This window comes from Gluconobacter potus, assembly GCF_015244705.1.
Taxonomy (GTDB): Bacteria; Pseudomonadota; Alphaproteobacteria; order Acetobacterales; family Acetobacteraceae; genus Gluconobacter; species Gluconobacter potus.
Genome location: NZ_JABCQF010000007.1, coordinates 13995 through 28497 on the forward strand (window position 1 = coordinate 13995; position 14503 = coordinate 28497).

Sequence of the window (14503 nt, forward strand, 5' to 3'; positions counted from 1 at the left end):
GGTTTGGTCTCCGGAAGAAACAAAGGGCGGCGGAACTGTCTGCTCATGGCCGGCGTCCCGTGAGAAGGAGCTGCGGATTGCGCTCCACGTCCGTGGCAAAACCGCGCAGGGCGGACGCGGCGGCGGCTATATCCCGCAGGCTGGATTCGAGATTGGCGCGGTCGGCAGAGCGCGGGGATGTCATGCTCTCCAGATTGGCGAGGCTTTTGGTAGCCTGTTGGACGGCGTCGTTGCTGTTCTGCAGGACGGCATGGAGTTCATGGCCGCGCGCATTGAGCTGGGTCGTGCCCTCATTGGCCAGCCTGTCCACGCTGAGCAGTGTGCGCGTCAGGGCGGGTTCGAGTTCCGTTACTGTCTTGCGGGCGGCATCGACCATGTCCCGGCTGTGGTCGGAGGTGTCGCGGATGCTCTGCACCAGAGCCGGAAGTTCCCTGTCGAGCTGTTCCGAGAGCTGGCGGACAGAGGCCAGTGTTGCATTGGCGTTCTCGCCGATCTGCTTCAGCGGCAGGTCCTGCAGGCTCTGTGTCATGGCCGCGATGGTGGACTGCTTGGTCGGGATTTCGGTGATGCGGGCGATATCGGGATGCAGCACGGCCGGGGTCGAGGGTGCGAAATCCAGATCGATTTCAGACGTGCCGGTAACGAAGCTCTTGAGGTTCATCTCGCCGCGCAGACCCTGATGGACGAGTTCTTCCATGTCGGGCCGGTGATGACTGCTGCTCGTCAGAACGATGTTGTCGGGGCGTATGGTGACGAAGACCGGAATATAGGCGTCCTTCGTGGCCGGATTATATTCAATGACGACGCGGTCCACCGCGCCGACCTGGACACCACGGAACGTGACGGGGGATCCGACAGACAGCCCGGACGAGGCGCCATGAAACACGAGAACGGCTTTTTCCGTCCGGGTGAAGGGATGGAAATTGCCGAACAGGACGAACGCCGCGACAATCAGGCCCGTCCCCCCAAGGACGAAAGCACCGACAAGAGCCTGCCTGTTCATCACGTTTTTCCTTCTTCGTCACGTTCACGGTGCATGAAGGCATGCACCTGTGGATCGGTACAGTTGTCCCGCAGGTCCCGGGGGGAGCCATGGGCGATCGGAGTTTTTGTCCTGGCGTCCAGGAAGATGCCGTCATCGGCGATATGGAAGAGGCTTGGCAGTTCGTGGCTGACGATGACGATCGTCGCGCCAAGCCCGTCCCGCAGGTTCAGGATCAGGTCATCGAGCCGGGCCGAGGTGATCGGATCGAGGCCTGCGGAAGGCTCGTCGAAAAACAGGATGTCCGGATCGAGGGCGAGGGCGCGCGCCAGACCGGCGCGTTTGCACATGCCGCCACTGATTTCCGACGGGTAGAGATCAATCGCCTGCAACATGCCGACGAACCCCAGCTTCAGTTCCACAAGTCTGCGGATCACGGAGGGTTTGAGATCCGTGAACATCTGGAGCGGCAGGGCGATGTTCTCGCCGACAGTCATGGAACTCCAGAGCGCGCCGCTCTGGAACAGGACCCCGAAGCGGTGGTTCAGATCCGTGCGATGGGCTTCGTCTCCGGCCCAGTAGTTCTCGTCCCCGACATGATATTCGCCGGCGGATGGGCGCAGCAGGCCGATCATGCTCTTGAGAAGCGTGCTCTTGCCGCAGCCCGAGCCGCCCATGACGGCGAAAATGCTTCCCTTGCGTACGTCGAGCGAGATGTTTTTCTGGATGATCTTCGGGCCGAAGGACAGCGTAATGTCGCGAAGGGACAGGACGGTCTGGTCAGGCATGGTCAGATCCCCAGAACATCGGCGATGACGGCGAAGATCGCGTCGATTGCGATAACGCCCACGATCCCCACGACGACGGCCCGTGTGGCGGCAATGCCGACATCCGCGGCTGAGCGGCCAGCCTTCAGGCCGATCCGGCAGCTCGTCAGACCGATAAAGGCCCCGAAGACGAGGCTCTTGGTAAAGCCGAAAATGAACTGTCCGATCCCGAACGCCGTGACCGTCTGATGGAAATATCCCGCCGCCGTGATGTCCAGCATCGAGATGGCCACGACGAAGCCGCCCAGCATGCCAATCAGGCAGCCGTACAGGTAGAGAAACGGCATCGTGATGATGAGGGAGAGGACGGCCGGCAGGATCAGATAGGTTGAGGTCGGGATGCCGAAGACGTTCAGGGCATCGATTTCTTCATTGCCCTGCATGGTCGAAATCCGTGCGGCATAGGCACCACCCGTACGTCCAGCCATGATGATGGCGGTCATGACGGCGGCCATCTCACGCACCATCGCGATGCCGACCAGACTGGCCACATAGATGCCGGCGGCGAATTTCTGAAGCTCGACGGCGCCTACGAACGCCAGGATCGCGCCGATCAGAAAGTTGACGATCCCCACGATGAGCAGGGCGTACGGACCGGCATCGGCCGTATTGGCCAGCAGGTCGACCATGCGCATCCGGCTGCGGCCAAGAAGCGTGAGGACGGCGCCCTTTGCCGTCAGCGCGCCCAGTTCGGAGACCACGCCGACTTCCGTCATCGATGCGATGGCGTGATTGCCGATTGTTTCCAGAAAAGGGGTGCGGGCCGTCTTGTGATGGACGGGGTCGTCGGGGACTTCGGGCAGCAGTTCGAGGAGCTGGCGCATCGGGCCCGGCAGCGTCTGCATGTCCAGACTGATGCCTGCGTCATGGGCAACGCGTTTGAGATCCCACAGGAATGCCACAAGCCCCGTATCCCAGACCTGGAGATCGGATGTCTGGAAGGACAGATGGGCGCCGGGAGATTTTTTCAGCCCGTCTTTCGGGAAAACGGGAATATTGCCAGTCCGCGCCTGCCAGGTACCGCTCAGAACCATGACTGGCGCGCTCTGCTCGCCCTGCAGATGCCACTGGGGCGTTCTGTCTGCGGGCTGGGCGGCCGAGGGGCCTGTCGTGGTCTGGTCTGTCATGGACTCTGCATTTCCGGTCCTGACATCCCCTGATGCTGCAAAAGAGCGGAAAGGCTGGCGGGAAGTGACACTTGAAGAAACAACTGGCTGGCGGTTACGGGCGAGACGGGGTGGAAATCCGATCGCCGTCCTGACGTGGCACCTTATCGGCTGCAGGCAAAAGATCAATGCTCATGAAAGGTTCTGACACGGATCGACTGTACCCGAAGAACGCTGTTCTTTCCTGACGGGAGGGCTGACTGTTACTGGGATATTTCTGTTATGATCATTCTGTCACGATTTGGAACCTGAAAACCCTCTATGGCCAGCCAGCTTTCCCTGATTGTCCCGTTCTGGAACGAAGAAGCCGCCATCAGCCATTTCGTGCGGAGTATCCTGCCTGTCCTTGACGGGATTGCGGACACGGACTGGGAAATCGTCTGCGTCGATGACGGCAGCAGCGACGGCACGCTGCGAGAGCTGATTGGATTTTGCGAAACCGACCGGCGGTTCAGGGTGCTCGAACTGTCGCGTAATTTCGGCAAGGAAGCTGCGCTGACGGCCGGTCTCGATGCGGCGACGGGAGATGCGGTCATCATCATTGACGCCGATCTCCAGGACCCGCCCGAGATCATCCCGAAAATGGTGCAGGCCTGGCGCGATGGGGCGGAGGTCGTGCTGGGCAAACGGATCGACCGGTCCAGCGACAGTCTGCTCAAGCGCAAGACGGCGTCCTGGTTCTATGCGCTGCATAACCGGCTTGCCCATATCCGGATTCCGGAAAATGTGGGAGATTTCCGCCTGATGGACCGATGCGTGGTCGATGCGCTCAAAAGGCTGCCCGAACGTCAGCGATTCATGAAAGGTCTGTTCGCCTGGGTCGGCTTCCGGACGGTCAGCATCGATTACGTTCGTGCGCCCCGTGCGGCGGGCATGACGAAGTTTTCCGGCTATTCCCTGTGGAACTTCGCCCTGGAAGGCTTCACCAGCTTTTCTTCCGCCCCAATCCGGCTGTGGACCTATCTGGGAACGGCAGGCGCGCTGCTCTCCATGTTCTATGCGCTTTTCATCATGTTGCGGACGATCGTCTGGGGCAATCCCGTGCCGGGTTATACATCCCTGTTCGTGGCGATCATTTTTTTCAGCAGTGTGCAGATCATCAGTATCGGCATGCTGGGGGAATATATCGGCCGTATCTACATGGAGACGAAGCAGCGCCCGATTTACGTGCTCCGCCGCACGTACTGACGGATCGAATGCGGTCAGGCATTCTGTTGCGTGATCGTAAAAAACCGCTACTCTTTTCCGTAAAGGATCAGGGCAGAGGAGAGATACGGAACATGCCGGAGAGGCTCGCCACAAAAAGGCACGGTTTTCTGAAGCGGCGCCATGTCCTGCTCGGAGGGGCTGCGGCCTGCGTCAGTCAGATGGCCGCCTGCGCGCGTCCGGGTTCTTCGTTCGGTGCAGTGGACGTTCTCGTCCGGGATGCCATCAGAAGAGGCGAAGCTCCGGGCGCCGTGGTCGCGATCGGTCATGATGAAAAGATCGTGCACCGGTTCGTCTATGGAAAGCGGGCGCTTGCTCCGGTGTCCGAACCTCTGGACTGGGAGACGCGCTTTGACATGGCGTCCCTCACCAAGCCGACCATGACGGCGCTGGCGGTCATGCAACTGGTCGAGCAGCAGAAGCTGCAACTGGATGACCGCGTCAGTCAGTATTTTCCGGAATTTGCATCCAATGGAAAGGGCGACATTTCGGTTCGCCTGCTCATGACCCATTATTCCGGCCTGCCGCCGGACATTCCCCTGAACGATCCCTGGACCGGCAAGGCCGAGGGCGTCAGGCGGGCCATGATGTCTCCGCTCGCCAATCCACCGGGCGAGAAGTTTGTTTATAGTGACATCAATTACATCATGCTGGGGCTTCTGGTCGAAAAGCTGGCCGGTCTGCCGCTCGACCAGTATGCCCGGATCAATATTCTTGAACCGCTGGGCATGACGGAATCCGGCTATCTTCCGGCGACCGGTCTGCGTCCCATTATCGCCCCGACCCAGTATGACGAGCAGGGCAACATGCTGCGCGGCGTGGTGCATGATCCGACGGCGCGGAGAATGGGGGGCGTGGCCGGTCATGCCGGGTTGTTCTCGGATGCGCGGGACATGACGCTCTATGCGCAGGCCCTTCTGGATCGCCTGAAAGGACGTCCGAGCCGCTTCCCCCTGCGCCAAGAGACGCTCATCCTCATGACCACGCCGCAGCAGCCGGCAGGAAAAACGGAACTTCGGGGACTGGGCTGGGATATCGACACCCATTATTCGTCCCCGAGGGGAGACGTGTTTTCCCACCGCTCCTTCGGACATACCGGCTTTACCGGCACATCTCTCTGGATCGACCCGGACAGCGACAGCTATGTGCTGATCCTGACCAACCGGGTTCATCCGTCAGGGGGCCACAGTGTCGTGCGGCTGAGGCATGATATCGCCACGGCAGCGGGAAGGGCGCTCGGCCTTTCCGCGCCAGTCTAGAAGTTTTCCGCAACTGCGTGTCAGGGAACGCGCGGGACACCGACGAAGGGGTGAACCGGATCCTTCGGACAGGATCCGGGATACAGGGCGATCAGCTCCAGAACATGCCGCGTCAGGGCATCGCGGCTGGTTCTGATCCTTTCCCCTTCGGCTTGACGCACGGTATCGCTCTGCGACAGGAGATCACCGGCATAGCCGACTTCCCGCGCCATTTCTGCATCCGGCAGTGCGGAAAGTGGGACGAACTGGACCGGAAGGTCAATCGTCTGGGCTTTCGTACGGTTCGCGTCCGCCTGAAGGCCGAAAACGGGCAGCGTGCCGGAGCTGCTGACCGAAAAGCTGCCCGAGGACGTAAAGCTCCCCGACAGTGACAGCGTAACCGGCCCGGACATCATGGCGACAACCGGGTCCGGAACATGCTGGCTGCATTGCAGGGCACGAACGTTCCGGTCGAACCCTGCCTTCTGCTCCACTGTCCAGTCCTGCACATGCGAGGTGCTGACCACCCCCGTTTTCGTCAGATCCATCTGGATGCCGGCAATGGCCTCACTGATCGTGACAGGAGATGGAGACCCCGCCGAACAGCCGCCGAGAAGGGCAACTTCCAGCAGGCCCAGAGCAGAACGGCCGGAGGAAATCCTGCCGCTCATACGCCTCTCACTTCCGCCAGAAGGGCCTCGAAGGCTTCTCCGTTAGGCGATGTACCGGGAATACCGATCCAGTTCTGGCGCGACAGGAGGCCATAGGATTCATCGGCAATCTTCGTGAAGGTATCCCACGGCATGAATGTCCGCGTCCCCCAGGTATTGAAGAAAAGCCCTTCAGGATTATAGCCCACGAGGGCGATGGCATGACCGCCCACCGGCGTGCGGTCGGAAATGGCGTTCCAGTCCCAGGTCGCGCCCAGTGGAAGATCCATGAAGCCCTGAGGCACCTGAACCCCTGCGAGAACGCCCCCAAGATAACAGATGCCGCGACGGATCCCGTCGCAGTCCTGCGGATCAATCGTGCCGTAAGCCGTCAGGTAATCCAGGGTCTGCCCCGGACGGTGCAGACCCTGACGCAGCCAGAAGTTCAGCTCATCCAGCAGGACCGTTCCGTTGTCCCGGGCCCCCGTCTGCGGATCGAACCCGGTCACGGCCCCGTAATTGTTCAGCACCATGTCCGTAGACAGCACGACCAGCCCCTGCGCGGCATGTGTCCATGTCGCCGTCAGAGCCGCATGGGCAGCAAAGGCGCAGCAGCCATACCGGTCATTGCCCCACATCTGATAGGGCACCCCTTCGGACCAGTCCTTCTGCACGGGAACGGCGGGAAGGTGTGCGGCCAGCATGGGCGCCAGACGGTAGGTTCGCAGATCATGCTTGGGCGCACGTTTGCCAAGGCATCGGGACATGGACAACTCCGGCAGGAACATAAAAAAGGGAGCGGTTCAGGCGAACCGCTCCTGTCTTCGGGGTGAGGAAGCGGACGGAGCGTCAAACGCCCTGATAGATCCGGGCGCGGATCAGTTCCGGCGACTGCGTGGTGGCTGTGAAAGGGGCGGCCGTAACGCCTGCGAGGGCTTCGACCAGCGGGATCATCGCGGACACCGTGCTCATGTAAGTGGCGGCGGAGGGCGAGTAGACCTTCACGATCGGCGTTGCGATGGCCAGCAGGGTCTGCAGATCGGTGCCGAGGCTCTTGGCCCAGTCCTTGCCGGTTGTAACCGTGATGGAACCGCTGGAGTTGGCGGCAACCTGTGCCGTCACGCTCTTGATCTGGGCGATCAGGTTGTCGAACGTCGCCTTGTCCGTGGCGGACAGATGACTTTCCAGATCCGGAATGCTTTCGATGGCCTGAACCGCATAGGCGATGGCAGCGGCGTCACTGCTCAGGGCCTGGGTGTTGAAAGTGGTTGTGCTGCCGGTGGTGGTGCAGGCGCTCGTGGACGCCAGAAGAACGGCGCCAAGGCTCAGGGCGATCAGACGGTTACGCATCAGTAAAAAGCTCCAGAAATGAAAAAAGCCGCCTCAGGGGGCGGCTATGGATCGTGAAAATGAAAATTGTCACCCGGCAGACGGTCAGCCCGGCTGTGAAATGACTGACGTTGAAATTAGTTGACGCGACGGGGCGGCTCACCGGCCTTCGGATGCGTCGAGACCACATCCAGCCCCAGTTTTTCGGCGTCTTTCGCACGCGAGGAGCCAACCGGCACCATGATGGCTTTCGCCCCCGGCTGATAGGCGCTGGTATTCCAGCCTTTCGCCTGCGCGATCATGCTCACGATCCGAAACAGCGGCAGCAGCTTCGACGTGCTGGCGGGCGGCTTCCAGAAGCGCAGGGCCAGCGCGGCCGCGGCAATGAGAAAGGTGATGATTGAAACAATATCGCCAGCGTATTTGGCGGGCAGATAGGGCAGGATTGTCTGGAACAGCGATGTCCAGTCCATTGTCATCTCCAGCTATGAAAAACCGCCCCGAAAAGGCGGGCGTGTCAACACACACTGCCGGTCTAGGGAGGAGTTTTCGCACGCACCAAGGAGAAAATGCCGTCAAGCGGCAATTGGCCGTTTCCGCACGCTTTCGGTAGCGCGATCAGCCGTTTGACGGTCCTTCCTGAACACCATACGGTTCGGCATCATCATGAGTATTACAGGCGATTTCATGGCTTTCAATTTCAGGCTTGCCGCAGTTCTTGCGGTTTCGGCATTTTCCCTTTCCGCTGAAGCGCATGCCGCTTCCACGAACCCGTTCTTTTCGGCGAGCACGCTGCCCTATCAGGCCCCCCGTTTCGACCAGATCACAGACAGCGACTACGCCCCCGCCTTCGAGCGCGGGATGACGGAGCATCTGCGCGAGATCAAGGCGATCGCCAACAACCGCGCAGCGCCGACGTTCGACAACACCATTGCCGCCATGGAACGCGCGGGCCAGACCCTCAATCGCGTGCAGATGACGTTTTACGGTGTCTATCAGGCCAACACCGACGATACGCTGGACAAGGTGCAGAGCCAGGAAGCGCCCCGCCTGACCGCCCATGAAGATGAAGTCTATCTGAACGCGAAGCTCTTCGCCCGCGTAAAATCCCTTTATGACCGCCGCGAAAAGCTCAACCTGACGCCTGAGCAGGCGCAGCTCCTCGATATCTATTATCAGCAGTTCGTCCATGCCGGTGCCCAGCTCTCGGCAGCGGACAAGACGAAGCTGCGTGCGATCAACACGCGCCTTTCCAATCTTGAAACCCAGTACGAGCAGAAGCTGATTGCCAGTGCCAAGAACGGCGCCCTGATCGTGGACAGCAAAAAGGCGCTGGCCGGTCTGGATGACAACACGATCGCCTCGGCTGCTAAGGCCGCGCAGGAGCGGGGACTGACTGGGAAATGGGTCATCCCCCTTCAGAACACGACGCAGCAGCCGGCTCTCTCTTCCCTGACGGACCGTAAAACCCGTCAGGCCCTGTTCGAGCAGAGCTGGACCCGTGCCGAGAAGGGCGACGAGAACGACACCCGCGCCACGATCGCCGAACTGGCAGAGCTTCGCGCGCAGAAGGCCGCACTCTTCGGCTATCCGAATTTCGCCGCCTATACGCTGTACGATCAGATGGCCAAGACGCCGGAAGCTGCGGAAAACTTCATGCAGCAGCTCGTCCCGGCCACGGTTGCCGAACAGAAGCGCGAAGCCGAGGTTCTTCAGAAAGCCATCCGCAAGGACGGCGGCAAGTTCGATCTGAAGCCCTGGGACTGGGAGCATTATTCCGATCAGGTGCGCCGCGCGAAGTACAATCTCGATCAGAATGAAATCAAGCCGTATTTCGAGCTCAAAACGGTCCTGACGGATGGCGTGTTCTTTGCCGCCAACCAGCTTTACGGGATCACGTTCCAGCAGCGGACGGATATCCCCGTCTACCAGCCTGACGTCATGGTCTTTGAAGTCCATGACAAGGACGGCTCTCCGCTGGGTCTGATGTATTTCGATTACTTCAAGCGGGACAACAAGTCCGGCGGTGCGTGGATGTCCAACTTCGTCGGGCAGTCCAAACTGCTTGGGACGAAGCCCGTCATCTACAACGTCGCCAACTTTACCAAGGCGGCCCCTGGCCAGCCGCAGCTCATCACGTCCGACGACGTGACGACAATGTTCCACGAATTTGGCCATGCCCTGCACGGTCTGTTCGCGGACCAGACCTATCCGTCGCTGTCCGGCACAAGCGTGGCGCGCGACTTCGTGGAATTCCCGTCGCAGTTCAACGAGAACTGGGCGCTGGATCCGAAGGTCCTGTCGCATTACGCCCGGCACTACAAGACCGGCGCTCCGATGCCCAAGGCCCTGGTCGAGAAGATCCGCAAGGCCGCACACTTCAATCAGGGCTATGCGCTGGGCGAGATCGTCGCTGCAGCCGAACTGGACATGAAGTGGCACAGCCTGCCCGCGACGGCACCGCGGCAGGACGTGGACAAGTTTGAGAGCGATGCTCTGAACAGCACGGGACTGGACGTCGCAGCTGTTCCGCCGCGTTATCGTTCCAGCTACTTCCTGCATATCTGGTCCAACGGATATTCTGCCGGCTATTACGCCTATCTGTGGACGGAAATGCTGGATCAGGACGTGTTCTCCTGGTTCCAGGAGCATGGCGGTCTGACGCGTGAAAACGGACAGCGCTTCCGCGACATGATCCTCTCGAAGGGACACACCATGGATTACGGCCCGATGTTCCGCGCCTTCTACGGCCGCGACCCGGACATTACCCCGATGCTGGTGCATCGTGGGCTTGTTTCCGAACAGGGCAAGTAATCACAAACCGGGAGGAAAGACCTGATCTTTTCTCTCGGTCTTTAATCTTTCCGGATAAAAATATGCCGACACCCATGCGCAGAATGAGCTTCCTTCCTTTTTGCGGCCCATTCCTTGCTATGCTTGCCGTGCTGTATTTCGGCCTGAAGACCTTCTTCGGCCTCGGAGCCCCACCTTTTGGCGATGAATCTGGCCACATCCTCGGCGGACTGGCCATCGTCAGGGGCGATATCCTGTATCGCGATTATATCGACGCGCACGGCCCGCTGATTTTTGCCCTGTCCTGGCTCGTCGGCCTGGTGACCGATTTCCGCCACGCCTATCTCATGCGGCTCATCCCGGTTGTCTGCACGATGGCCAGCGCCGTGGCCGTTTTCCTGTCCGCCGTACTTAGCAGGCCATCAACTCGGTGCCTTGCGACTGCGGCATGGCTTGTCGCAATGGGTGCCCAGTGGACGATCCAGGCGTTCAACATGGACAGTTACTGGACCATCGGCGGTGATCTGCTTGCGGCGGCCATGGCGTTGCTGGTTCTTCCGGTGCTTCTGGGAGACAAGGTCGGCTGCTGGCAGGCGCGGTGTGGTGGCGCGTGCATCGCCCTTCTGCCGCTTACGGCGTATTCCTTCGGTCCGACGGCCGTCCTGCTGGGGCTGGTCGTCATTGCCGTAAGACGCCCGGGCTACTGGAGCGGGATTCTGCAGGTTCTGCTCGGCGCTGGTGCGGCACTCGTCCTCAGCGGGCTCTGGATGGCGGTTTACGGCGATCTGGGCGGGATGATCGTCTATCACTTCGTTGCCAACCAGTTCTACTATGCCCCCTATATCGACGTGGGCTTTGGCACCCTGTTTCTCAGCCTTGTTCCATCCTTCCGGCCCGATACCACGATCCAGTCCCTGGCCGTGATCTGCTTCGTGATCGGCAGTATTCTCGTTCTCGCAACATCCCGGCACAGACTGGCAGCCCTGCTGCTCATCGGCGCGGTTCTGATGATGCAGGTGCGTGGCGCGTTCGGATTTCAGGACGGAACATTCATCATGGGCGCGCTCACACTCTGCGTTCTGATGATGATGCGTGTGTTGCAGTCCTATGACCGTGCCGCACTATGCATCGCGCTCGCTTTCTGTGCCTTCTATGTCATCGGGGTCCGGCACGCCGTCTCCTCACCGCATGGCATGACACGGCAGCAGTTGCGTCAGGCAGGCTTTCATCCGATCCGCGAAAACAGGGATGTCGGTTTCGTCAAAGCCATTCAGGCCCATTCCCGCCCGGACGAACGCATTCTGGTCATTCCCTATAACCCGGATGTCTATATTTACGCGGGCCGCCTCTCCATGAAGAAATATCACGAATACCTGCCATGGGAGGCGGATTACGCGCGTCACCCCTGGGGCGGCTATGAGCGTGACCTATGCCATGACCTTCCGCAGGATCTTCCGCCCGTCATCTATTTCGATGATTACCATGTGTGGGGCAGGTGGGCACCTGCGGATTTCATGCCCTGCGTCCTGAAGATACTCGCACAGGATTATCAGCGCGATCCGGTTGAAAAGAGCGTCTATATCCGCCGTGATCGTCTGGACCCGGCGGCACTGAAAGATGCCGGTCCGATTTCTTCTTCCCAGAACCGTAACTGAAGATATGGTCTTGCCATGACACAGAAGACATTCCCCCGACGCAGCCTGTTTCTTGCCACTGCCCTGACAGCGGTTCTTCTCGCTCCGGTCGCCGGTCATGCCGACCCGACAGCCGAGATCAGCCCGTCGCGTATGTCGGAGACGATGAAGATCCTGGCCTCCGACCGGTTCGAGGGCCGTGCTCCCGGAACGGAAGGGGAGAAGGTCACGGTTCCCTGGCTGATCGAACAGTACAAGGCTCTGGGTCTTGAGCCGGCTGGTGAAAACGGCGGATGGACGCAGACTGTCCCCATGATCCGCACCAGAACCGCCGCGAACGGTTCCATCAGTGCCCGGACCGGCGGAAGGACGCTTCCCCTGATCCAGCTTCAGGACATCTATCTCGCGACGCTGCTGCCGGAAGACCGGCTTCAGGTCAAAAATGCTCCGATGGTTTTCGTGGGCTATGGCGTGCATGCGCCGGAGCGCCACTGGGACGATTTCAAGGGCGTTGATCTGAAGGGCAAGGTCGCGGTTTTCCTCGTCAACGATCCCGATTTCGATGCGGCTCCCGGTGAACCCGTCGCCGGGCGCTTCGGCGGCAAGACCATGACGTATTACGGCCGCTGGACCTACAAATACGAGGAAGCCGCGCGTCGTGGCGCTGTCGCTGCCCTGATCATTCACGAAACTGCGGCCGCGTCCTACCCCTGGAGCACCGTCGTGGCACCGGGCGGGGAGGCGTATGACGTGGAACATGCTGCCACCGAAAGCCGTCCCGTCCCCGTGCAGGGCTGGCTTGAAGGCAAGGCCGCGGCCGCACTGTTCCAGCAGGCTGGGCTGGATCTTGATACCCTGCGCATCAAGGCCCGTTCCGAGAGCTTCCGTCCCGTCACGCTGAAGCACGCGACATTCTCAGCCGACCTGCCGGTCACAGTCGATCGTCTGGAAAGCCAGAACGTGCTCGCCAAGATCACGGGTGCGAAATATCCGGACGAGACGGTCATGTTCGGTGCCCACTGGGACGCTTACGGCAAGAGCACCGACGCGCAGGGCAACACTGTCATTCGACGTGGCGCGATCGACGATGGTTCGGGAATTGCTGCGCTGTTCGAAATCGCCCGGGCCTTCAAGGCCGGACCGAAGCCTGACCGCACTATTCGTTTCGCAGCCTGGACGGGCGAGGAACGCGGTCTTCTGGGATCAGGCTGGTACGTCTCTCATCCGCTGGCACCGCTGGACAAGACGGCAGCCAATTTGACGATGGACGTGCTCCAGATGGCGGGGCCTGCGCATAACGCCTTCATCATCGGGGCAGGGCAGGACACGCTTCAGGAACAGTTCGCTGCCGCCGTGGCTCTTCAGGGCCGCACCGCGCAGCCGGAAGCAATGCCCGAGCGTGGCGCGTTCTATCGCGCGGATCATCTGCCCTTCGCACGGGCGGGCGTGCCGGTTCTTGCGGTTATGGATATGGCGGGCAAATTCGATCTTCTGAAGGGCGGAACGGAAGCGGGTGGCAAGTGGCTGACGGCCTACATGGCCTGCTACCATCAGGCCTGCGATGCCTGGAGCCCCGACTGGGATGTGCGGGGTGCCGCGCAGGACGTCTGGGCCGTGTGGAAAGTCGGGCATGACGTGGCGTTCTCCCATGACTGGCCACAATGGAAGGCTGGTTCGGAATTCGCCGCGATCCGCCAGAAAAACGCTCCGGAAACGGTTCAGTAAGGGACGCTTTTCCCGGTTCCGTCAGATCGTCCAGGGCGGAACCGGGCCATAGCGTTCGACCAGAAAATCGATCATCGCCCGGATTTTGAGCGGGACATGAGGCGTCGGAGCATAGACGGCATGCAGTTCCGGCCCCGTCATGACGGGCACATCAAGCGGCAGCGGAACCAGCCGACCTGATTTCAGCTCATCCGAGACGATGAATGTCGGCTGATAGATGATGCCCTGTCCGGCCACGGCAGCTTCGCGCAGGATATCGCCGTTATTGGCATGCATGGGACCGCTCACCGGCACCGTGCGCTCACCGTTCGGACCAAAGCTCCAGCGCGCGCTGCTGATCTCGTCGCCAAGCGTGTAACCCAGACAGCGGTGGTTCGGCAGGTCGGCAACGCTGCGGGGCGTGCCACACTCTTCCAGATAGGACGGCGCCGCGCAGACCACGAAATCGACCTGCGCCAGCCGGCGCGACCGCAACGCGCTCGATGGCATCCGCCCGATACGCAGCGTCAGATCCCATCCTTCGGTAATCGGATCAATCCTCCGGTCATCCAGCCCCAGTTCGACCGTGACGAGGGGGTGGCGTCGGCTGAATTCCGGCAGGATCGGCCCGACATGCCGGATGGCGAACGAGACCGGCGCATTCAGGCGCAGAAGCCCGCGTGGCTCCTGGTTTTCCGCCGAGACTTCCTGTTCCATCTCTTCCAGATCCGTCAGGATTTTTTGGCTGCGGATGAAAAAGAGACGCCCCGGTTCCGTCAGCGACAGCCTGCGCGTGCTGCGATGGAACAGCGAGATCCCCAGCCGGCTTTCCAGCGCGGCAATATGTTTCGTGACCATCGTCTGCGACAGACCCAGCGAGCTCGCGGCTCCTGAAAAGCTGCCCTGAGCCACGACCTTTGCAAAAACCTGCATGCCCGTGAAGCGATCAAGCATTCACCTCACACTCCTGGTGT

General features: G+C 60.7%; 13 protein-coding genes. 5 read left to right on the forward strand and 8 right to left on the reverse strand.

All coding sequences use genetic code 11. The annotated features are described in order from the left end of the window. Positions 1 to 43 precede the first annotated feature (43 nt). The 3 genes from HKD31_RS10795 to HKD31_RS10805 are packed head-to-tail and all read right to left on the reverse strand — an operon-like array spanning position 44 to position 2936. Positions 44 to 1003 carry an MlaD family protein gene (locus tag HKD31_RS10795; protein WP_194265148.1) on the reverse strand — a complete coding sequence of 320 codons (960 nt, stop codon included), beginning with the start codon at positions 1001 to 1003 and terminating at the stop codon, positions 44 to 46. Further along, a complete protein-coding gene (locus HKD31_RS10800) occupies positions 1003 to 1770 on the reverse strand; it encodes an ABC transporter ATP-binding protein (RefSeq protein WP_011253639.1) in 768 nt (255 codons plus the stop codon). The genes HKD31_RS10795 and HKD31_RS10800 overlap by 1 nt, the downstream gene beginning before the upstream one ends. Positions 1771 to 1772: 2 nt before the next feature. Continuing rightward, a complete protein-coding gene (locus HKD31_RS10805) occupies positions 1773 to 2936 on the reverse strand; it encodes an MlaE family ABC transporter permease (protein ID WP_194265147.1) in 1164 nt (387 codons plus the stop codon). Positions 2937 to 3236: 300 nt separating this feature from the next. Here HKD31_RS10805 and HKD31_RS10810 point away from each other — a divergent pair, with 300 nt between their 5' ends. Together HKD31_RS10810 and HKD31_RS10815 are read left to right on the forward strand one after the other, a co-directional pair. After that, positions 3237 to 4163, forward strand: a complete 927-nt coding sequence (locus HKD31_RS10810) for a glycosyltransferase family 2 protein (protein WP_194265146.1) — start codon at positions 3237 to 3239, stop codon at positions 4161 to 4163. A 92-nt stretch (positions 4164 to 4255) separates the two neighbouring features. Beyond that, positions 4256 to 5440, forward strand: a complete 1185-nt coding sequence (locus HKD31_RS10815; RefSeq protein WP_194265145.1) for a serine hydrolase domain-containing protein — start codon at positions 4256 to 4258, stop codon at positions 5438 to 5440. A 20-nt stretch (positions 5441 to 5460) separates the two neighbouring features. Here the strand turns inward: HKD31_RS10815 and HKD31_RS10820 are convergent, their stop codons facing one another. From HKD31_RS10820 to HKD31_RS10835, 4 genes are all read right to left on the reverse strand, one after another. Continuing rightward, on the reverse strand, positions 5461 to 6090 hold the full coding sequence (locus HKD31_RS10820) for a hypothetical protein (protein WP_194265144.1): 630 nt from the start codon (positions 6088 to 6090) through the stop codon (positions 5461 to 5463). Next, a complete protein-coding gene (locus HKD31_RS10825) occupies positions 6087 to 6836 on the reverse strand; it encodes a hypothetical protein (RefSeq protein ID WP_194265143.1) in 750 nt (249 codons plus the stop codon). Before HKD31_RS10825 ends, HKD31_RS10820 begins: the two co-directional genes overlap by 4 nt. Before the next feature lie 82 nt (positions 6837 to 6918). Continuing rightward, entirely contained in the window at positions 6919 to 7419 is a 501-nt protein-coding gene (locus HKD31_RS10830; RefSeq protein WP_041112298.1) for a hypothetical protein, read from the reverse strand. A 116-nt stretch (positions 7420 to 7535) separates the two neighbouring features. Then, a complete protein-coding gene (locus HKD31_RS10835; protein WP_062455544.1) occupies positions 7536 to 7871 on the reverse strand; it encodes a hypothetical protein in 336 nt (111 codons plus the stop codon). A 214-nt stretch (positions 7872 to 8085) separates the two neighbouring features. On the opposite strand from HKD31_RS10835, the gene HKD31_RS10840 reads away from it, so the two are divergent. The 3 genes from HKD31_RS10840 (at position 8086) to HKD31_RS10850 (ending at position 13550) form a co-directional block, all read left to right on the forward strand. After that, complete coding sequence (locus HKD31_RS10840; RefSeq protein WP_194265142.1) at positions 8086 to 10212, forward strand: M3 family metallopeptidase; 2127 nt, start codon at positions 8086 to 8088, stop codon at positions 10210 to 10212. A gap of 119 nt (positions 10213 to 10331) precedes the next feature. Then, positions 10332 to 11846 (forward strand): hypothetical protein, encoded by a 1515-nt coding sequence (locus HKD31_RS16080; protein WP_228120561.1) that lies wholly within the window; start codon positions 10332 to 10334, stop codon positions 11844 to 11846. Between the two features lie 15 nt (positions 11847 to 11861). After that, entirely contained in the window at positions 11862 to 13550 is a 1689-nt protein-coding gene (locus tag HKD31_RS10850) for a M28 family metallopeptidase (RefSeq protein ID WP_194265141.1), read from the forward strand. Between the two features lie 21 nt (positions 13551 to 13571). On the opposite strand, the gene HKD31_RS10855 is transcribed toward HKD31_RS10850, so the two are convergent. Beyond that, on the reverse strand, positions 13572 to 14483 hold the full coding sequence (locus tag HKD31_RS10855; RefSeq protein WP_194265140.1) for a LysR family transcriptional regulator: 912 nt from the start codon (positions 14481 to 14483) through the stop codon (positions 13572 to 13574). Positions 14484 to 14503: the final 20 nt, after the last annotated feature.